Source organism: Maribellus maritimus (genome assembly GCF_022267315.1).
Taxonomy (GTDB): Bacteria; Bacteroidota; Bacteroidia; order Bacteroidales; family Prolixibacteraceae; genus Draconibacterium; species Draconibacterium maritimum.
Map to the genome: position 1 here is coordinate 64,780 of NZ_JAIKLE010000016.1, position 21,731 is coordinate 86,510.

At 36.7% G+C, this 21,731-nt stretch carries 19 protein-coding genes; 15 read left to right on the plus strand and 4 right to left on the minus strand.

From position 1 onward, the window contains the following. Positions 1-10 precede the first annotated feature (10 nt). From K5G00_RS15145 to K5G00_RS29795, 3 genes are all read right to left on the minus strand, one after another. Positions 11-460 carry a GNAT family N-acetyltransferase gene (locus tag K5G00_RS15145; protein WP_158867003.1) on the minus strand — a complete coding sequence of 150 codons (450 nt, stop codon included), beginning with the start codon at positions 458-460 and terminating at the stop codon, positions 11-13. Positions 461-493: 33 nt separating this feature from the next. Next, positions 494-2,527 (minus strand): methionine--tRNA ligase, encoded by a 2,034-nt coding sequence (gene metG, locus K5G00_RS15150; RefSeq protein WP_238767024.1) that lies wholly within the window; start codon positions 2,525-2,527, stop codon positions 494-496. 94 nt (positions 2,528-2,621) lie between these two features. Next, a complete protein-coding gene (locus K5G00_RS29795; protein WP_262921372.1) occupies positions 2,622-4,223 on the minus strand; it encodes a hypothetical protein in 1,602 nt (533 codons plus the stop codon). 101 nt (positions 4,224-4,324) lie between these two features. On the opposite strand from K5G00_RS29795, the gene K5G00_RS15160 reads away from it, so the two are divergent. The 6 genes from K5G00_RS15160 to K5G00_RS15185 are packed head-to-tail and all read left to right on the plus strand — an operon-like array spanning position 4,325 to position 8,021. Next, positions 4,325-4,978 (plus strand): HAD hydrolase-like protein, encoded by a 654-nt coding sequence (locus K5G00_RS15160; RefSeq protein ID WP_238767025.1) that lies wholly within the window; start codon positions 4,325-4,327, stop codon positions 4,976-4,978. Between the two features lie 51 nt (positions 4,979-5,029). Continuing rightward, positions 5,030-5,935 (plus strand): S66 peptidase family protein, encoded by a 906-nt coding sequence (locus K5G00_RS15165; RefSeq protein WP_238767026.1) that lies wholly within the window; start codon positions 5,030-5,032, stop codon positions 5,933-5,935. An 18-nt stretch (positions 5,936-5,953) separates the two neighbouring features. Beyond that, entirely contained in the window at positions 5,954-6,316 is a 363-nt protein-coding gene (locus tag K5G00_RS15170) for a YraN family protein (protein WP_238767027.1), read from the plus strand. 56 nt (positions 6,317-6,372) lie between these two features. After that, complete coding sequence (locus tag K5G00_RS15175; RefSeq protein ID WP_238767028.1) at positions 6,373-6,726, plus strand: MmcQ/YjbR family DNA-binding protein; 354 nt, start codon at positions 6,373-6,375, stop codon at positions 6,724-6,726. Between the two features lie 9 nt (positions 6,727-6,735). Next, entirely contained in the window at positions 6,736-7,815 is a 1,080-nt protein-coding gene (locus K5G00_RS15180) for a C1 family peptidase (RefSeq protein ID WP_238767029.1), read from the plus strand. Further along, a complete protein-coding gene (locus K5G00_RS15185; RefSeq protein ID WP_238767030.1) occupies positions 7,815-8,021 on the plus strand; it encodes an RNA-binding S4 domain-containing protein in 207 nt (68 codons plus the stop codon). The genes K5G00_RS15180 and K5G00_RS15185 overlap by 1 nt, the downstream gene beginning before the upstream one ends. Before the next feature lie 311 nt (positions 8,022-8,332). Here K5G00_RS15185 and K5G00_RS15190 read toward each other — a convergent pair whose 3' ends face one another. Then, positions 8,333-9,145, minus strand: a complete 813-nt coding sequence (locus K5G00_RS15190; RefSeq protein WP_238767031.1) for a mechanosensitive ion channel family protein — start codon at positions 9,143-9,145, stop codon at positions 8,333-8,335. 235 nt (positions 9,146-9,380) lie between these two features. On the opposite strand from K5G00_RS15190, the gene K5G00_RS15195 reads away from it, so the two are divergent. The 9 genes from K5G00_RS15195 (at position 9,381) to K5G00_RS15235 (ending at position 21,580) form a co-directional block, all read left to right on the plus strand. After that, entirely contained in the window at positions 9,381-10,175 is a 795-nt protein-coding gene (locus K5G00_RS15195; RefSeq protein ID WP_238767032.1) for a LytR/AlgR family response regulator transcription factor, read from the plus strand. Then, positions 10,175-13,090, plus strand: a complete 2,916-nt coding sequence (locus tag K5G00_RS30070) for a sensor histidine kinase (protein ID WP_238767033.1) — start codon at positions 10,175-10,177, stop codon at positions 13,088-13,090. Before K5G00_RS15195 ends, K5G00_RS30070 begins: the two co-directional genes overlap by 1 nt. Before the next feature lie 482 nt (positions 13,091-13,572). Further along, positions 13,573-14,124 carry an RNA polymerase sigma factor gene (locus K5G00_RS15205; protein WP_238767034.1) on the plus strand — a complete coding sequence of 184 codons (552 nt, stop codon included), beginning with the start codon at positions 13,573-13,575 and terminating at the stop codon, positions 14,122-14,124. Between the two features lies 1 nt (position 14,125). Continuing rightward, on the plus strand, positions 14,126-14,887 hold the full coding sequence (locus tag K5G00_RS15210; protein ID WP_238767035.1) for a zf-HC2 domain-containing protein: 762 nt from the start codon (positions 14,126-14,128) through the stop codon (positions 14,885-14,887). Between the two features lie 76 nt (positions 14,888-14,963). Then, complete coding sequence (locus K5G00_RS15215; protein ID WP_238767036.1) at positions 14,964-15,755, plus strand: DUF4097 family beta strand repeat-containing protein; 792 nt, start codon at positions 14,964-14,966, stop codon at positions 15,753-15,755. Positions 15,756-15,761: 6 nt separating this feature from the next. Further along, positions 15,762-16,412 (plus strand): DUF4097 family beta strand repeat-containing protein, encoded by a 651-nt coding sequence (locus tag K5G00_RS15220; RefSeq protein WP_238767037.1) that lies wholly within the window; start codon positions 15,762-15,764, stop codon positions 16,410-16,412. A gap of 207 nt (positions 16,413-16,619) precedes the next feature. Further along, the gene (locus tag K5G00_RS15225; RefSeq protein WP_238767038.1) at positions 16,620-19,025 is read left to right on the plus strand and encodes a hybrid sensor histidine kinase/response regulator; all 2,406 of its coding nucleotides are present in this window, start codon (positions 16,620-16,622) and stop codon (positions 19,023-19,025) included. A 77-nt stretch (positions 19,026-19,102) separates the two neighbouring features. After that, positions 19,103-20,449: a sigma-54-dependent transcriptional regulator gene (locus tag K5G00_RS15230; RefSeq protein ID WP_238767039.1), complete on the plus strand. Its 1,347-nt coding sequence runs from the start codon at positions 19,103-19,105 to the stop codon at positions 20,447-20,449. Positions 20,450-20,650: 201 nt separating this feature from the next. Next, positions 20,651-21,580: a Cbp1 family collagen-binding glycoprotein adhesin gene (locus K5G00_RS15235; RefSeq protein ID WP_238767040.1), complete on the plus strand. Its 930-nt coding sequence runs from the start codon at positions 20,651-20,653 to the stop codon at positions 21,578-21,580. The last annotated feature ends 151 nt before the right edge of the window (positions 21,581-21,731 follow it).

The window sequence follows — 21,731 nt, forward strand, 5'->3', positions numbered from 1 at the left end:
CTCTTTGTTTCTATAGATGTTTTTCAAAACAAACACTATTTTGCATTGTAGCATATTGACCAAAATTCGGAATTTGCCGGTAGCCATTCTTTTTATAAAGTCTTACCGCTTCCGGTTGTCTTTTCCCTGTTTCAAGAATACACTTCGAAAATGCAAGCTCCTTTGCCCATTCTTCCAACTCCGCTAAAACGAGTGAAGCGATTCCTCTCCCCCGGTATGCCTCGTGTGTAAACATTCGTTTGACCTCCATCGTGTCCTTATCATACTTTTTAACCGCCCCACAGGCAACAGGGATTCCATCATCGTAGGCGACTACCACATATTTTATTTTATCAATTTTATTAAACTGATTATAAAAATCATGCTCACGTCCATCCAAAACTGAAAGCAAAGCATCCAAAGAGGAAACCAAATCGATAAAATCCTTATCCCCTGAATTGGTTCTTTGTGCAGTTATCATTCCCAAATATTAAAAAGCTCCCTCACTCCAAGGCTAACGAATCTCTGAACCACTTTTTACCTTTTTGTCAGGTTCCACAATCGACAATGAACCATCTGCATTTTCGGCACACAAAATCATTCCCTGCGATTCAATGCCCCGAAGTTTTTTGGGTTCCAGATTCACCAGGATTGACACCTGTTTCCCAATCAAATCTTCTGGTTTATAATATTCAGCAATTCCCGAAACCACCGTGCGTTTATCAAAACCAGTATCGATTTTCAACTTCAAAAGCTTTTTGGTCTTTGCCACTTTTTCAGCTTCCAAAACGGTTCCAACGCGGATATCTATTTTCCCGAAATCATCAAACTCAATACTATCTTTTGCAGGTTTTGCTTTTGCCTCGGCTAATTCGTTGGCTTTTTTGGTATCCATCAATTTTTTAAGCTGAAGTTCAATTATGCTGTCTTCAATTTTTTCAAAAAGTAATTCCGGTTTATTGAGTTTGTGGCCTTCCGGAATCAGATTTGTCCAGCCAAGTTTATTCCAGTCTTGTTTTGTAAAATTCAGAAAACCACGCAGTCTCTCCATACTAAATGGGAGGAATGGCTCTAAACAAATCGTTAGATTTGCGGAAATCTGCAAACAAATATTCAGGATGGTTTTAACACGTTCAACATCCGTTTTATAAACTTTCCACGGTTCCTCATCGGCCAGATATTTGTTCCCTAAACGGGCTAAATCCATTGCATTCTTTAGCGCTTCACGAATCCGGAAACTGTCAAGACTTTTTTCAACTTCAGCTTTTATTGCTGAAATAGATTTGAGAGTCTCTTTATCGTAATTTGTCAGTTCGCCCGGAGCAGGTACTTCTCCGTCAAAATACTTATGTGTAAGAACCAGTGCACGGTTCACAAAATTTCCAAGAATAGCAACCAACTCATTGTTATTCCGGGTCTGAAAATCTTTCCAGGTAAAGTCATTGTCTTTTGTTTCGGGCGCATTTGCGGTAAGAACATATTTTAGCACGTCTTCTTTTCCCGGAAATTCCTCCAGATATTCGTGCAACCAAACCGCCCAGTTTCTGGAAGTTGAGATTTTATCGTTTTCAAGATTTAGAAATTCATTGGCCGGCACGTTTTCCGGGAGGTTAAAAGTTCCCTCAGCTTTTAACATCGTCGGAAAAATAATACAATGAAATACGATGTTATCTTTCCCGATAAAATGCAACATTCGTGTTTCAGGGTCTTTCCAGTATGTTTCCCACTTCGGTGTTAATTCTTTGGTAGCCGAAATGTAGCCAATTGGTGCATCAAACCAAACATACAACACTTTTCCTTCCACTCCTTCCACGGGTACCGGCACCCCCCAATTAAGGTCGCGTGTAACGGCTCGTGGCTGCAAACCGCTGTCAATCCACGACTTTACCTGACCATATACATTGGGTTTCCATTCTTTATGCCCTTCCAAAATCCATTCTTTTAGCCAGGTCTCATACTGGTCAAGCGGTAAATACCAGTGTTTGGTCTCCTTCAAAACCGGCTGGTTTCCGCTAATCATTGAAGTTGGGTTTATCAGCTCTGTAGGGCTGAGCGAGGTTCCACAGCTTTCACACTGGTCGCCGTAAGCTTTCTCAAAACCGCATTTCGGACAGGTACCGATAATATAACGATCGGCCAAAAACTGATTATTCTCCTCATCGTAATATTGTTCCGAAGTCTTTTCAATAAACTTCCCTGTATCGTACAGTTTTTTAAAAAATTCAGCAGCTGTTTCGTGGTGAGTTTTAGAACTGGTGCGGGAATACACATCAAACGAAATCCCAAATTTCTGAAACGATTCTTTTATGATGTTATGATATCTGTCAACAATATCCTGCGGAGTTACTCCTTCATTTTTTGCTTTCAAAGTAATAGGTACACCATGCTCATCCGACCCGCCAATCATCAATACATCTTCATTTTTTAAACGAAGGTAACGGGCATAAATATCAGCCGGAACATAAACACCGGCCAGATGACCAATATGAATGGGCCCATTAGCATAAGGCAACGCGGTTGTAATCAGTGTACGCTTAAAGTCTGTCATTTTTGAAAAGCTTTAAAATTTCGTTTTGGGCAACAAAGATAGTGGAAATTTCTTGTGGTTACTTTTATAAATGAGTCTGATTCTTTTAATTCCTTTAATAAATACTTGTGTCAAACAGTGAAGTTTTTTCAGCAGTCGTTTCTTCAGTTGGCTGAATAATATAAAATTCGTCTGTTGTTTCCTTAAAAACTCTTCCTTCCGGACCACTTGATGCCCAACCAAAAGCAGAGGCCCCATCTGCTCCACAATACCCTCTTTTACCGCTGGGGTCTCCGAACCCGCCTCTTCCACCGGTACCACCTAGACCACCACTGCCATTAGCGCCACCGGAACCGCCATTATTTATCGCAGTAAATAAGTTTTCGAATACCCATCCGTCTTCGCTAAAATAAAAGTAGACATCTCCGCCAGCACCACCGGAACCGCCAAAACCACCACCTCCTCCATTGCCTCCATTGCCTCCGTTTCCCCCCGGTTCTCTGTTTTCCACAGTTATAACATGCCTTTCAACAACTTCAACATAGTAAACTTCATCAACCATCACCGTTTTTTCCACTTCTATTACATTGCCATCTTTGTCCTTTGTTCTCGTTTTAACTGTTTTTGCGACTTTCCTGGTACGAGGCTTTTTTACTTTTTGTTCCACGGTTTTATATGAAAACCACACATCCCCGTCAACACCTGTACCACCCTCACCTCCATCGCCACCGTTTCCTCCTCTGCCACCATCTCCGCCAACAGAAGAAACTGTAAAACTTCCGCCATCAGGGTTGATAAGATATCGAAATTCCTCTCCCGACTCAAAATTCTCCACAAATACGTAGAGCAAATAACCATTTATTATCGAATCCATATAAAGATCAGCCCAAACGCCAATATCCGGTCCCTTGTAACCCGACTCGCCGTTTTGGCCAAATTCCCCGCTCATCCCATTCCTTCCTCTTCCTCCATCTATTCCGTCACTTCCCGACATTCCTGAAAAACCCCATTGCCCTTTAAAATTCAATTTATAATGATGTTTATAGTCGAGCTTTATATTAAAAGTATCAGCTACCGACTCATTCCGCAACGACTGTACAATAAGTCCGGCCAAGTGGTTCTCAATATTCATAAAATCAGGATCAATTCTGAATTTCCCATTGATAAAACTACCACCAAACGCTGTAAATTGATATCTTTCAGCTTCCGTATTTTTGGCCAGCTTTTTTAAAACCCTTATTTTCCCATTGTCGAATTTTGAAACAATTTCCCCCTTAAGAACACTCCCTGGCGCTTTATCAAAATTACCAACAGGGCGAAACACCACCTCCGTTTCATAGTTAAGCGGAATCAAAATCTGTTGTATAAGTTTTGGGCGTCTTTTTGGAAAAACCTTTATTTCTACATACTTACCTTTTGAAGGCATCAATCGTTCATTTACGGTAATTTTACCCGATGAAAATGTTCCCCCCGTGACTTCAACTTCATAATGCCACCAAAACACAAAACCACCTTGCATCCCAAGTGTTTTTCTCACTTTCCCTTTTCGGTGATATGAAGTTACACCGAGATCAAACGATTCACCGGGGAGAATAAGTTGATCTGTATCAATTTCTATTTGAATGGAGTCGGGTTTAAAGAAAATTCCGGAAGCTTTGTTCGCAAAACTTGTTGTTAGCAAAAAAGCCAAAAATGATATTGCGAATTTTGTTTTCATCCTGTTTTGTTTACATAACTTATTTTGAGAATTACCAAAAACCATTCCGATGTTTTCAATTTTTTCAATCTATTGGCGTACCTTCGTATTTTTAAAAACATATGGCAAACTTTTCACACATTATTTTCGACCTCGACGGCACACTAACGGACAATACCCGCGGTATACGTAACTCATTGTTGTATGCTTTGGAGCACATGCAGATACATGGTTATTCAGAAGATGTACTTGATAAATTTATCGGTCCGCCTTTACAATGGGGATTTAGCCAGCTGTTTGGATTAAACGAAAGAAACACAAAACTGGCAGTTGAATATTTTCGCGATTATTACAGTGAAAACGGCTGGCACGAGAATGAACCATATCCGGGCATTTATCAGTTGCTGGAAGATTTGCACTTTGCCGGTGTTAAAATGTATGTGGCAACCTCGAAGCTTGAAAAATTTGCCCAACAAATCATCGAGCATTTCGAATTCGACAAATATATAATTCAGCTGAAAGGTGCAGATTACGGCGGGCACAGCGCGAACAAAACATCAATCATCTCTGACATTTTAACGGTACACCGGATTAAACCTTTCCTAAATGTTGCAATGGTTGGCGACACGGTTTATGACATTGAAGGAGGGAAAGCAAAGGGACTTACAACGGTTGCTGTAGCTTATGGTTTTGGCAAAGACGAAGATTTAAAAAATGCCAATCCCGATTACTATGTTGAAACCGTTGAAGAGTTGTACGAGGTTTTGATGGGGTAAATTTCATTTCGGCATTTCAATTTTGTAACTTTCCTTTTTTCTCGAAAACCAATGAAAACACCACCCTACATAAAACCCGGTTCAAAAATCCGGATAGTTTCACCGGCCGGTAAAATCGATAAAAAATATGTGCTCCCCGCTGTTGAATGGTTTCAAAAACAAGGGTATAAAGTTGAAATTGGAGAACATGCTTTTTCCCAACATTTTCAGTTCGCGGGAACGGATTCACAACGTTTGGAGGATTTGCAAAATGCTTTTGATGATGCGGAAACCGACGTAGTGTTGTGTTCCCGCGGTGGCTACGGGACAGTAAGGATTATTGACAAACTAAATTTTGAAAGTTTTCAGAAAAAACCCAAGTGGCTGGTAGGTTTTAGCGATATTACGATTTTACATTCCTGCCTTAATAAATCAGGTTTTGCAACGATACACGGAGCAATGCCGCGTTACTATTTTGATGAAAACGGAGAACCTGCCGCAAATCTGAATTCGCTCATAAAAATCCTGTCAGGTAAAAAAGTTGCATACTCATTCAAAAACGGGGAACATAACAAGGGAGGAAAAGTTGAAGCAGAATTGGTCGGAGGAAACCTTTCGATTATTTCCAGCTTACAGGGTACGAAATATGAATTGGAAACCGATGGCAAAATTCTTTTCCTCGAAGACATTGATGAATTTTTATATCACTCCGACCGGATGATGCACCAACTTAAGCTCGCAGGTAAACTGGACAACCTCATCGGTCTGATTCTGGGAGATTTTACGGATATGAAAGATAACGAATCGCCATTTGGAAAAAATATTTATGAAATTATATCGGAAACTGTTCAGGAATTTGAATATCCTGTTGCATTTGGATTTCAAGCGGGCCACGACAAAAAAAATCTGGCGCTCGCTTTTGGAAAAACCTGGCAACTTGACGTTTCTTCTGTAAATTCAACATTAAAACTTCTTTAAATACCCAAATTTGAACAAATGGTCTCGCAACGTGAAATAGGAGAAAAAGCTGAAGGAATTGCAGAACAGCATTTAGCTAAACTCGGCTACACGATTTTGGATAAAAACTGGCATTACGGACATTTGGAACTTGATATTATTGCCCGCGATGGTGAACAGCTGGTTATTGTAGAAGTAAAATCGCGCAATGGCATCCGTTATGAACACCCTTCAGAAGCTGTTACCAACTCAAAAATGAAACGTATTGTTGAGGCCGCCGATGCATATATCCTCAAAAAAGATATTGATTTGGAAACCCGCTTTGATGTTGTTACGATTATTTTCTTTAATCAGCGGTATGAGCTGGAACATTTTAAAGATGCTTTTTATCCTACGCTTTAAATTTTGATTTCAAAAGGAAAAAATTACTTTTAACCCGTAATTCTAATTTTACAAACATGAATATTGAGGAGTTGCGGGAGTATTGTCTTTCATTAAAAGGCGTATCAGAAGAATTTCCCTTTGGTGAAACTACCTTGGTTTTTAAAGTAGGTGGCAAGATGTTTTGTCTCACCAGTTTAGAAGGTGACTTATCGATAAGTGTCAAAAACGACCCCGAAAAAAACATTGAACTTCGTGAAGAATATCCTGCAATTATACCGGGATACCACATGAACAAAAAACACTGGAACACCATTTCTGTTGATGGCTCGATTTCTGACGACATGATAAAAAACTTTGTTGATGAATCGTATGATCTGATTGTAATGGGATTGACGCGTAAACAACAACAGGAAATAAAAAATTCATAAACATTCAGAATGAGAAAAGTTACGCTGTATTTTATCCTGATTTTTTTTCTGTCGGCACAAGTCCCGGCACAGGACAATCAGGAAGAATTTGAAATTATCAAGGAATTAAAACATACTCCGGTTATAAGCCAGGGAAGTACAGGAACCTGTTGGAGTTTTGCCACAACCAGTTTTTTGGAATCAGAAATCATGCGAAAAGGTTTTCCCGAAACTGACCTCTCGGAAATGTATTTTGTATATATGGCATATCTTGATAAAGCTAAAGATTATTTGCTGTATTACGGGAAAAACAATTTTAGCGAGGGGGGACAGGCGCACGATGTTCTAAATGTTCTAAAGGAACATGGAATGGTTACATTTGAATCTTACCCAGGAGTAAAAACAGATGGAAGATACAATCATCACCAGTGGGCAAGAGATTTAAACGACGATGTTGAGAAACTGAACAAAAAGAGAAAAAATTTTTCTGCTGCTGACGTAAAACCCGTAGAAAAAATATTAAAAGAAAAAATTGGTAAACTTCCCAATAAAGTGAAAACCGATGAAGGAACTTACACTCCTTCAAAACTTCGCGATAAATTCAAACTCAACGCTGATGATTATGTTGAACTGACATCCTACAACCATCATCCTTTTTATTCACAATTTGTGTTGGAAGTTCCGGATAACTGGTCAAACGATTTGTATTACAACTTACCTATCGATGAATTAATGGAAGTTATAACTTATGCCATTGATAACGGTTATACCGTTGCATGGGATGGAGACACAAGCGAAAAAACGTTTACCCACAACAAAGGAATTGCAAATCTCCCTGAAAAACAATTGGGAAAAGTGGACCAGAAAATGAGACAAGAAACTTTTTTTGACAGAACAACGACAGATGATCATTTAATGCATATTGTCGGCCTTTCAAAAAACAGTTCCGGACAGACATGTTTTTACACAAAAAACTCGTGGGGTGCCGACAGCAATAATTTTGGAGGTTATCTTCATATGACAGAGGACTATGTTCGGTTGAAAACAATTGCAATAATGGTTCACAAAAATGCAATTCCAAAATCAATTAAAAAGAAAATCAAGTTATAATGCTGGAATTTCAGTTAAAATCAGAGTATATTGAATTGGTTAAATTGCTAAAATTGCTTGGTCTGGCCGAAACTGGAGGACATGCAAAAATTCTTGTTGAGGAAGGTGAAGTTTCTCTGAACGGAACCAGGGAATTCCGAAAACGTGCAAAACTGCGTAAAGGAGATATTATTTCAGTTTTCGATAAAAAAATCCGGATTATTTAGCCTGGCATATAAAAAAAGCCGGGATTTATTCCGGCTTATAGGACAATTTGTGCGAAACGGAGAAGTTTCATTTAGGACGGAGTTTACCGTGAAAAAATCACAGTATTTTGCACGTAAGTAACAAAAATACAACTTTCAATTGTCTTATACCTCATGATTATCAATTAATTTCCATTATTCTGCAATTTTCTAATTTCAATAATCACCAAAAAAGGCTTACACACAATTTACGATTGCTTATGTTAAAAATACAAATCAAGCAGTTAAAAGTTCAAAGTAATCAGTAATAAAGCCTAATTATTTTGTATTCCTCATTTTTGAATATGTACATCCATTTGAGGGAAAGGAATATTAAGGCCTTCTTTATCAAATGTTTTATAAACATTTTCAGTCATATCAAAATAGATGCCCCAATAATTCGACGCTTCGGCCCATACACGTACAACAATGTTAACTGAACTGTCTCCAAGTTCAGAAACAGCAATAAATGGTTCCGGTTCTTTTAAAATTCTTTCGTCTTTATCAATCAATGTGCGCAATACTTCTTTTGCCTTGTCTACATCGTCGCCATAACCAATGCCAAATAAAAAATCGACTCTTCGTTTTGGCTCGGCCGAAAAATTTACCATGGACGAAGTGGAAAGTCCTCCATTGGGAATAATAATGGTTTTATTATCCGGAGTTTTTAAAATTGTATTAAAAATCTGAATCTCATTAACAATACCTTTGTGTCCCTGGGCATCTATAAAATCGCCTACTTTAAAGGGCTTGAACAACAAAATCATTACACCACCTGCAAAATTTTGAAGGGTACCGGAAAGAGCCATTCCAATTGCTAAACCCGCAGCACCTAAAACCGCAATAAAGGAAGTCATTTGAACCCCAAGCATTCCAACCACACTAATTATCAACATGGTTTTCAGGAGTATCCCAATCATACTGTTTAAAAAACCTCGTAAAGATGGGTCCATCTCTCTCTTTTCAAAACCTTTACGTAGCGCCTTTTGAATAACTTTAATTATCCACCAACCAATAATTAATGTAATAATAGCACCAACCAACCGCGGGCCATAAAACAAAATTATGTCACTAAACTTTTCCGAAAAACTTCCGACTGAATCCATAATCTATTGTTTGTTAAATTTTAAGTTAATTTACAAAAATCGGTACAATTTTGTTCAATTCCAGAAAAACTTCTCCAAACTGAATTGTTTTGATAGTTATCGTCGGCTTTTGTTAAAACGGGAAATACAAATTTAACAGCCACCATTGGTTAGGATTTTTAAACCGCTGGCTAAATAAAACCTACCGTTCATCTGCCAAATATATTAGTTCTAATTTATGTTATATCTTTGCTTTATGACTCGAATTAATGCCATTATTGTTGATGATGAAATGAATGTCAGGCAAACGCTGGAGATACTTTTACGACATTATTGCCCGGATATAAGATTATGCGGAAGCGCAGAATCTGCCGCTACTGCCAGGCAGTTATTAAAAGCATTTGAAGTTCATTTAATTTTTCTGGATATTTCAATGCCAAACGAAAACGGTTTCGATTTTATCGCTTCCATCCCAAAAGAAAAATATGCAATTATATTTACAACTGCACACGAAGAATATGCTTTAAAAGCCATCAAGGCCAATGCGATTGATTATTTACTAAAACCCATTAATCCTTCAGAATTAAAAGAAGCCGTTGACAAAGCCACATCGTTTTTAAATTTGCGGCAAAAACAAAATAATGTACAGAATATATACAGTGAGTCACTCGAAAATTTACTCCAACAGGTAAAAGGAGAAAATAAACAGGTAAAAAAAATCACAGTTGTTGAGAAATTTGGTTTTCGTATTGTTGAGGTTGATACAATTCGTTACCTGGAAGCCGACAGCAATTATACAATTTTACACCTTTCGGGCTTGGAAAAAATTATCTCGAGTAAATCGTTGGGAGAGTTTGAAAAAGTTCTGGATTCAAACCAATTTTTCAGAATACATAAATCAAACATTATCAACCTGAATTATTTAAAAGGATTTTCAAGTTACCAGGGATATTTTGCCGTTCTTAATGATGGCACAAAACTTCCTATATCAAGAAGGCGTTTTAATGAATTCAGGGAATTGGTAGGAACGCATTCAAAATCTATCGATTAGTGAAAAAAGAGTATTTTCTATCCGTTATCTTTTTATTGTTCCTCCATTCTGTTTTTGCGGCAAATCCGTTTGTAAAAAATTACACCATCGCGGAAGGACTTCCGACCAATAAAATCATATACGCATATCAGGACACACGAGGATTTATCTGGTTTGCTACTGATGCCGGTGTGATTCGTTTCGATGGAACCAATTTTAAAAATTATTCTGTAGAAGAAGGGCTAAGTGACAACATCGTAATGCGAATCAAAGAAGACGCATCAGGAAGACTCTGGTTTATGAATATGAACGGAACTCTGAATTATCATTTAGACAATACAATCTATAACGAAAAAAATGATACCCTGCTCAGTCAGTTAAAAGCCAACTTCTATTTTATTGATTTTTATGAAGACGAAGATTCTACTCTCTACTTTTACAATTCAATATCAGATGTTTATGTTTTTAAAAAAAATGACACGGAGATAACGAAATTAAATTTTGGTCTTAACAATCAAAGAGATTTGAGTCTGTTCCATTTAAACAAGTCTTCGGATAAAAAATTCCTACTATGGTCGGCAATCGGTATTTACGAATCAGATGTGCTTGGAAATAGTGCATATCTAACTCCGTTCACCGACTATCTTATAGAAAAAGCTTTTAGAATAGATAGCCAGAACAAAACAATCGCGTTTGAACGAACAGGAGACGCGAACATCTACCAGGGTAAAAAACTTATCGCCAAACACATTTTACAGTCAAAATCAAGATACGTCAATTCCTTCACAATAGATTCAGAAGGACTTTTTTGGCTCGCCACCTATGACGAAGGTTTATATTGTTATGATGGCAAGGAAATCATCTTCCACCTCAATGTTAATCAGACCCAAGGTGTTATGACAGACAATGAAGGTAACATCTGGGTCACTTCAGCGTCAGAAGGAATTTACAAGATAAATCGTGAGATTTTAAGATATCAATACTGGGCTACCGAAAGTTTTGAAGAGTCAGGAATAAAATCGCTGGCACCAACCAACAACGGCAAACTTTGGGCAACCAATGGTAGTTCGTTATATACAATTAACGGAGAGAAACTAGCCCGGATGAATCTTGATTTGGACGAAAATAATCTTTCAAACATATACCACTTCAAAGACAACACGTTATTAACAAGCTCAATAGGAGAAGAACTTCATTCAATTAAAGAAACCATTTATGATGAAAAAACCAATACAATAAAATTCGGCGCGTATAAAAAACTACCTTATAAAGTTAAAAAGTTAGACGTACCCTTTGATGAAAAGACAATATATTCATATATCAATGATCGGCTTTTAATTATTGATTACAATGAACGACTCGATTGTAAAGTTATCGGGCTAAGAATCGGAAGAATAAATAATGTTTTTGTAAACAAAGATAATCATCTGGTTATCAATGCAGATAAAAACTATATTGCTATTGACGATAAACTAAGTCTAAATCTTCCGTTGCAACCATTCAATGGAAAAACAATTACTTCACATCTGGCAATCAATGAAAATTATGAAATATACAATGTAATTGGAAATCAGTTAATATTGAGAGAAGATCAAAATATTTATGACTTAACAGAAGCTTTCAGAGCGCAAATCGACTACCGGATAAAAGGAATTGAATACAATGAAAACATATTGTTTTTTTATACAACGAAAACCGTCTATTTCATAAAAAATCCGTTAAAAATCATAAGCCGGCAAGCTCTTGAACTAAGCCGATTGAATATTGACTTTAATAATATTAATGATATCATTTGTCACGACAACAGATTATATATTGCCTCAGATGATGGACTAGTATCGATACCTGTATCCGACTGTGTTAATGCGGCAATTCAAATCCCGCAACCCTATTTTTATAGTTTATCAATAGGAGAGAAAGAGGTAAACCTATACACCGAAGTAGTCAATTTCAAAAGCAAAAAAAGTTTTAGCATCAATTTTGCCAGCTTAAATTATTCCTCAACTCCTTCAAATTATTCCTACATGCTTGAAGGGATCGATCGGGAATGGATCAATGGAAAAAATACACAAGTAACCTATTTAAATCTCCCCCCCGGGCATTATACATTTAAACTAAAGGCTCGAAAAAGTCTGGAGGAGTATAGCCAGGCTGTTGAACTTCCGATTGTGGTTCAGCCAACTTTTTTTCAGCGTACATTAACAAAGATTGGAATCTTGCTTATCATGCTCAGCGGTATAGTCCTTATTATCATTTTCTTTTACAAACGGAAAATAAAACAGAAGGAAACCGATAACATGATAATAACGCTCGAACACAAGGCATTACAGTCGATGATGAATCCGCACTTTATTTTCAACGCTTTGGGTTCTATACAACGATACCTTTTGCTAAATAAGGCGGCAGAGGCTGGTATTTATCTTTCACAATTTGCCCGTCTGATAAGACAAAACATGAACTCGTTAAAATCAAACTCAATACAAATCGATGACGAACTGGAACGCCTTAGAAATTATATAGAGTTGGAACAATTCAGAATGGATAATAAATTTGATTTTGAAATTGAATTAGATGATGAAATTGACGTGGACCAAGTTGCCATACCTTCAATGATTATACAACCTTTTGTTGAGAATGCGATTTGGCATGGTGTATCTTCTCTTCCCGATAAAGGAAAAATATGGATTAGAATAAAATCAGTCAATGAAAAAAGTATTAAAATTACAGTTGAAGACAATGGGATTGGAATAAAACAATCAAAACCTTATTCACAATCGGACCAAAATCTAAATATGGGAGTTTCTTTAACAAAGAAAAGATTACAACTCATTGGTGACCGCTACGACGTGAAATCAGAGATTATTACAGCGGAACTAACTCCGGGTGCAAAATATCCGGGCACCCGGGTTGAGATGTTAGTGCCCGTTATTATTTAGTGGTAAACCAATTTCTAATAATCCATTAAATAATTAAAGTTAACCACATATCTGAAATTCTATACCATACAATAATTGCAAAAAAAATTACTGAAATTTAGTTGTAATATTGAATTACAATAATGAAGGTTCTTTATTTGTTATAAATATCAATTAACGGAATAAGTAAAGGTATTACCCCAAATTATTAAGTTCTTTTAAACTGTGCGCTCCCCATACGTAATTAAACTTGGATGACTGTTTTCTAACCACCATGGAAATCCACATTGCAGTTTACCCAAAAGATAAAAATGTTAATAGCACAGAAGACGTCGAATAGGACTTGAACCGGTTCAACAGTTGAGCCGGTTTTTTTATTTTCTAATATGTTCCAACTATTTAAAAAAAACAACTATTTTTTATTTCCACAGTAACCATTCCTATATTTTGCAGGTATTCATATCAGATAAGCAATTTAGAGGAATATTTTCCTGAAATAAAGAATGAAAAAACAGTTTAGTGACGAAATGCTGATGAAGAAGCTGGCCGCAGGAGAAAAAAGGTCAGCAGGTATTCTATATGACAGAAACTATAAAAATGTGTATGGTTATTTCTATAGAATGACCAGAAATGCAGAGGCAAGCAGGGATTTGACACAAAATGTATTTGTAAAAATTCTGAAATACAGTCATAGCTGGAAAGATGACAAAGTTTTTGCTTACTGGTTGTTTCGGATTGCAAGAAATATTCTGATTGATTATTACAATGAAAAACGAAAATTCTATGGTGAAGATAACGATCTGGAGGTAGCAGAGTTTGATCAGGAAGAGTCAATGCGGGAGCAAGACACAAAAGAAAAGTTTGAATTTCTGATTGAGGCAATGTCTCAATTGCCTCCGGCATACCGCGAAATGATAGAGTTAAATCGATTCCAGGGCTTTTCATACAAAGAGATTGCAGACACAATCTCGTCAACAGAAAATGCGGTGAAGGTGAAAACCTTTAGAGCCATTCAAAAACTAAAAGAAATTTATACTAAAATAATAATTGAATAAGATGAAATGTGAAGAAGTAAAAATAAACCTCCCGGAATATATCGATAAAAAACTGGATAAGGATACAACAGAAAAAATCGGTATTCATATTCAAAGCTGTGAGTCGTGTCGGGAGCTTTACTCCGAGTTAAAATCATTTCTGAAATTTACCGACTCTTTCCCTGAGGTTGAGCCGCCGGGAGATATGAAAGAAGAATTCTTAAAGTTGGTTGAGGCGAACGACAACTTCACAGATAAAAGAATAATTCAGTTACCGGATTGGATTAAGGTAGCAGCAATACTGATCATTGGTGCAGGTACATTTATCGCCGGGTATTTTACCGGTTCTGAAAACACAGAGATAGCTCAATTACAATCCGAACTAAATTCGATGAAAAAAGAGGTTTTGCTCGCAGGGCTGAAAGATTATTCCGGGCCACAGCGAATCGAAGCTGTTCACAATATAAAAACAATGGGAAATGCAGATGATGCATTGGTAAACGCACTGGTTTATACCATGAATAGCGACAAAAATGTAAATGTAAGACTGGCTGCAATCAATGCTTTATCCGAAATAATGGATAAAAACCCCGGCATAAAAAATGAGCTCATTCATTCCTTGTCACTTCAGGACAATCCGCTTTTGCAGATCTCATTAATACAAGTTCTTACAGAATCAGGAATTAAAGAAGCAAAAGACAAGATAGAATCCATTTCAAAAGACGAAAATACAAACGAACAGGTCAGGGAATATGCAAAGAATATGATAAAAACAATCATATAAACACGGGATGAGTGATTTATTGGCCGGCAAAAAATCAACATTCCAAAAAATGTGAAACAAAAAGAAAAAGATAATTATGAAAAAAGTAACTGTTCTATTAGCAGCATTTGTCCTTCCTCTTTTAAGCATGAGCCAGGAGAAATATGAATATTCACCAAAGGTGAAAAATCGCGTGGAAATTACAAACCTTCTAGGTGAGATTTCTTTAAAAAACACAAGTGGAAACACTATTGTAATTGAGTCCGACGCCAACTTTGAAAAACCCGAGCGGGCTGAAGGATTACAATTGTTGGGAGCAATGGAAGATAATACAGGCCTGGCAGTAAATGTAAGCGAAGAAGATGGAATCGTTAGCATTACCGGGATAAGCAAACAGGTAAGAGACTTTAACTACTCCATTTCAATTCCCGCAGGTATAGCGGTAAGTATCGATTACCACAGCCCTTTTGCAAGCGGCGACCTGGATATTGATTCATATAACGGCAGCCTTGAGATTAAAACGCTTAGCTCGGACGTAAAACTAAACAATTGCAGCGGACCATTTACGGTAAATTCCGTTAGTGGCGATGTTGAAGTCATATTTAGCAATGTAAGCCAGGGAGAACCCACCTCGCTCGCTTCTGTTAGCGGATTTGTTGATGTTTCAATTCCAGCGGGGAACAAAGCAAATATTGAAATCAGCAATTTAACGGGAAATGTATACAATAACCTGAATTTGGAAAGTGCTGGAAAAGAAGACCGTGACGAACGTTCGGAAGGCCTTGGAGCCATAAAACGAAAAGGGAAAACAAGTTACAAACTAAATGGCGGAGGACAGGAAATCTATTTGAAATCAGTATCAGGAAATATTTATTTACGAAAAAAATAGACTACCATGAAAAAAATAATCATCCTTGTTCTGATGCTGATTTTTGGTAACGATTTAATTCATGCTCAAAAGATCGTTAACGAAAAAGTTGATGTAAAAGGTTCAAAAGTAGAAATGAAGCTAAGTTTTGCCGATAATATCAAAATAGAAGCCTGGAAAAATAACTTTATTGAACTTCAGGTTACGGTTGATATCAAAAACAATACATTTAACGACTATTACAGCCTGGAAGTTAAAAACAAAAACGGGAAAACAAGTATTGAGGAAGTTGTTGACTTTGACGGAATCAAAAAAAAGATAGGAGAAAGAGATCAATACAACTTTAATACTGATATTAATTACACGCTAAAAGTTCCCGGCAATCTCGAGTTCAGTCTGAACACAATCTCGGGAGAAATTGAACTGATGGGGTGTGTGGGAGAGATGGAAATTAAAACCGTGAGTGGTTTTATAGACTATTCTGTACCGGAAAGTCATAAAGCAAATATTGATTTATCGACTGTAACAGGAGACGTATATTCAAACCTGGTTTTTGACAACAAACCGCCAAAGGAAATTTCGTGGGTAGGCACAAATCGCGAATTATCATTAAACGGAGGGAATACCGGTGTTGAATTGAAAACAGTAAGCGGAGACATTTTCCTGAGGAAATATTAGAGTTAATTTCTCATTTTACAAAAATAACTGATTGGTGAATTCCGGTCAGTTATTTTTTTATATTCTGCTATCAGTTACCTAACTAAGCAGACCTGACAAAACACTGATTTCCAAAAAAAACAGCGCACGTGTGCTTAAAAATATATAATATTGCTGGCAAAACAAACTGATGGGATCAAGCGTTCAATAAAAAAATTGATTGGCCGAATGTCAAAATTCAAAATTGAAATACAAATCACTCTTCTTTCTTTAATTATTGGCGCCGCTGTTGTAACATCGGGGTATTATGCGTATAAAAGTCTGTCCAACATTGTCCAGTCCATCCACCAGGAAACCATACCGGATTACCAGCTTTTCCTGGTAAAAGATTTAACAGCCGATTTAGCTTCACTTGAAAACAATGCAAGGCTCTATATTCTTACCAATAAAAACGAAGACCTGGCCCCCTATCAAACGCTGCAAAAACAGATTGTTTCAAAAATTGAAGATCTCAATCTGCTTACGGCCGAAAACGAAATTGGTGTGCCGGTGATTGATTCACTCACTTTTCTGGCTTTTCAAAAGATTGAACTGTGGCAAAAAATCCTGAACTTACATCAATCAATGCAGAATGTTGATACAACATCGTTTATAGAAATCTATTCAAAACTTGAAGAGGAAAAATTAGACACGATAAGAACGGAAACGGAAAAAAAAGGGATATTCAGAAAAATATTTGGCGGTAAAAAAACCATTGTTGACACCACCATTGTTAAACGGGAACTTGAACCGGAAGAAATAAGAGAACAAATTCAAAGTCTGGAAACAGAAATAAATGAAATCAGGGAAAAAGGAGAAGAAAAAAATATTCTCGAATCGAAATTGATAGAGGAGAATATGGTAATAGTACATCAGATAAACGAATTGGTTGCATTAGCTGAAAAAAATGAAAGCGACAAACTCATCGCAAAAACCGATGAAGCTGACCGCCTTGCAGAATTAACATATAAACGATTGGCTGGTTTTACCATCCTCGCAGTAATTCTCCTGTTGGTTGTTTTGTTTGTTCTGTTCAATTATCTGAAAAAAATGCGAGACTACCAGCGGGCTTTAAAAAAAGCCAAGTTGGAAGCTGAAAACCTTGCGGTTGCTAAAGAAAAATTTGCTGCAAATGTTAGTCACGAGCTAAGGACTCCGGTAAACGCTATTTATGGTTTAACCGAACAACTCCATCAAAAATCTTTTGACCATACAACCAAAGAACTGGTTTCTGTCCTTTCAAAATCGGCAATTCATCTAAAAAATGTAATAAACGATACGCTCGACTTTTCTAAAATTCAGGCAAACAAGCTAAAGCTCGAAAAAACAGATTTTTCACCCGAAGAGGTTTTTAAAGAAGTAATCGCTCTTCAAAAATTTGAAGCAGAGAAAAAAAACAACGAGTTAAAATTTGTTTGGTCGGGAGAGCGACCGGAAGCAATAGTTGGCGATCCACTCCGGTTAAAACAAATTCTGATCAACCTGTTGGGAAATGCAATCAAATTTACACAAAACGGAAAAATTTCACTGGTTGTCGAAACTCAAAAAACAGAAACCAGCTTTTTCCGGTTTAACATCCGTGTAATTGATACCGGTATTGGAATTTCAGAAGAAAACCTTAACATCATTTTTGATGAATACGTACAGGCAGAAAACACTGAAGGCATAAAATACCAGGGCACCGGGCTTGGTCTTTCCATTGTTAAAAAACTGGTTGAATTACATGATGGAACTATTAGCATAGAAAGTACCCCGGGAAAAGGAACAACTATTATGCTTGAAATTCCTTACAAAGAGGGGAAAAAACAAAATATTCCCGGAACTGATTTTAAAACAGTTGAAGTACCGGAGGCCTATAAAAATCTAACATTCCTGATTGCAGATGACACGGAATTCAATCGTTTTCTTCTGAAAGGAATCTTAAAAAAATGGGGGACAAAATTCGAAGAAGTTACCAATGGCAACAAAGTGGTTGAAGCTGCTCTTTTAAATAACTTTGACCTTATTTTTATGGATTTAAGGATGCCGGGCAAAAATGGTTTTGAGGCCACGAAAGAAATCCTTCACAAAAAGCCGGAAGCTAAAATAATAGCCATTTCAGCTTCAAATGAAGAAACTGAAAAACAAAAATGTCTGGATGCAGGAATGCGTGGATTTCTTTCCAAACCTTTTTCCGAAAACACGCTGTTCTCAACATTAAGTTCAATCATTAAGATTGAGGAAACAGCTAAAAATCCGAAGCCGGTTTCGCCGGTAGATATTTCAGAACTGAAAAGACTTGCGGGCGATGATGACACTTTTTTAAAAGAACTGATCGAACTTTTTATTAAATCGAGTACAAATGGTTTGGCAGCTATTGAAAAAGCTTTAAAATATTACGACTGGAATACCATCAGGGAAACCACACATAAAATGGCGGTTCCATACAAACATTTAGACAAAATAAGTTTATATGAAAAAGTTAAAGAAATTGAAAAATTAGCAGAAAAGAAACTAAATATAAATACTATTCGTTCGTTGTTTACTGAAGTTAAAGATGAGACAGAAGAAATAATCATATTTTTAAAAAAATATTTAAATGAAGCTCCTGAATAAAATCTTTTTTTTAACCAACTTTGCATCAGCAGCAAAAATCAGGGAAAAAAATTCATTAACCGGTTTAAATAAGTAACATGGACGAAAGACCATTTAAAATATTTGTTGTTGAAGATGACGAATGGTATAACAGATTGCTGGTACACAATCTTTCCATGAATCCGGATTATGAAATAGAGTCGTTTTCTTCAGGAAAAGAATGTTTAAATAATTTACATAAAAATCCGGATGTCGTAACGCTCGATTATCGCCTGCCCGACATGAAAGGGTTGGAAATTCTAAAACAGATAAAATCGGAAAACGAAGAAATACAAGTTATTTTAATTTCAGAACAGGATGAAATAGAAGTAGTTGTTGAACTGCTAAAATACGGTGCCTACGATTATATTGTAAAATCGAAAGATATTCGGGAGCGTTTGTTAAATACAGTAAACAATATCCGAAAAGGAGAGCGCCTGAAACGTGAAATTGTAACCTTGAGAAGTGAGGTTAAAAAGAAATACAATTTTGAAAATACGATTATTGGAAACAGCGCTGCTACAAAAAAAATATTCAGTTTAATTGAAAAAGCCACCCGAACAAACATTTCGGTAATGGTTACCGGCGAAACCGGAACAGGAAAAGAGCTGGTTGCCAAAGCAATTCATTATAATTCTCAGCGAGCCAACAAGCCTTTTATCGCCGTAAATATGGCAGCTATCCCAAAAGATTTAACCGAAAGTGAGTTGTTCGGACACGAAAAAGGTGCTTTTACAGGTGCTAACATCCGCCGGATTGGAAAGTTTGAAGAAGCGAATGGCGGAACACTTTTCCTGGATGAAATAGCGGAGATGGATATTTCACTACAAGCCAAGCTTTTAAGAGCACTCCAGGAAAAAGAAATTGTGAGAATAGGAAGTAACAAGTCAATAAAAACCGACTGTCGGATTATTGTTGCAACCAACCAAAACCTCCAGGATGCTGTTCTGAAAGGAAATTTCAGGCAGGATTTGTATTACCGGTTATTTGGATTATCGATTGAACTGCCGGCATTACGCAACCGGGGCAACGATATAATTATTCTCTCAAAACACTTTATAAAAGAATTTTGTACCGAAAATAAACTTCCTGTAAAAAGCCTCACCGCGTCTGCAGTTGAGAAACTACGATCCTACTCATTTCCGGGAAATATCAGAGAATTAAAATCGGTTATTGAGCTCGCCATTACACTCTCCGACAATGAAGAAATTACGGATGAAAGTATTGTTTTAGGAAACGACGCGCTTTTTAGCGACAAGCTTGATGGTGAAATGAGTTTGCGTGAGTACAATATCCGCATCGTAAAAAAATACCTCGATAAATACGATAACAATACCAAAATTGTTGCTGACAAGCTTGACATCGGCGTTGCAACAATTTATCGGATGCTTAAAGAAACAAAGTAGCCAAAAAAACCAAATTTATTTCTCTTCATGAATTGTTATCATTTTGATAATACCTTATCATTTTGACAACTACCCAGCCACCCTTCAAGAACATAAAACATTAAAAACCAAACAATTGTAAAAACACAAATTGCTTGGCACATGGTTTGGCATTACGTGCAGTGTCAAACAAAAATTTAATTTAACGAGGAGGAAAACGTTATGAAAACCGAAAAAAATTCAATGTTAAAATGGATTGTGATTGGAGTGTTTGCTATAGTTGTTGTAATTGCAGGTATTATAATCTATAACAATAAATCACACATTGATGAATTAAGCAATCAGAATGCTGATTTGAATATGACCATAGAAGAAAGAGATTCGTTGGTAAATGAAATGGCAAATACTTTCGATGAGATCGAAGAAAATCTGACATTCATCCGTGAAAAAAGAAGCCAACTGGTTTTAGATCAGGCCGAAGGAAAACAAGACCAGAAAAAAGTTCTGGTTGCCGATATTAAATTAATGAACGAAATGCTGGAAGAAAGCAGTAAAAAAATCGATGAGCTGGAAAAACAGTTAAAATCTTCCGGTATTGAAATCAAATCATTCAGAAACAAAATCGCCAAACTTAGTGAAAGTATTAAACAACAGGATGAAAATATCCAGGTGCTAAAAACAGAATTGGAAAAACGCGATTACCAGATTGCTGAAATGGATCTTCAGATTGAAAAAATGGACAGCCAAATGGTAGTTATGGAAACTGACCTTGTAGTTAAAGCTGATTCTATTAAAAATGCCAACAATTTAATTGCAGAACAGGATAGTGAATTGAATAAAGCATTCTTTGCATCCGGTTCGTTTGATGAATTGGCAGATAACGGAGTTCTTACCAAAGAAGGTGGTTTTCTTGGAATTGGGAAAAACAAAACGATAAAAGAGGATTTTAACGAAACTTATTTCACAGAGCTTGATAAAAGGAATACCAATTATTTTCCTCTTTTCGTAAAAAAAGCAAAAATAATTACTGAACATCCTGACAGTTCATTCCGCTTTATCGAGGAAGACAACCTGATCACTTATCTTGAAATTGAAAATCCGGAGGAATTTTGGAAAGTAAGTAAATACGCCGTTGTAGAAACAAAACAATAATTAAAAACCGGGAGTTCCGCCTTAACCGGGTGGGTTTCCTGTTTTCCCCTAAAAATACACCTGTTTTATTGAGACTCATAAAAAGGTCTGGAAAATTTCGTCTCTACTAAATATAAGTTGTTGGAAGCAAGTTAATTAATTTGGTATTACC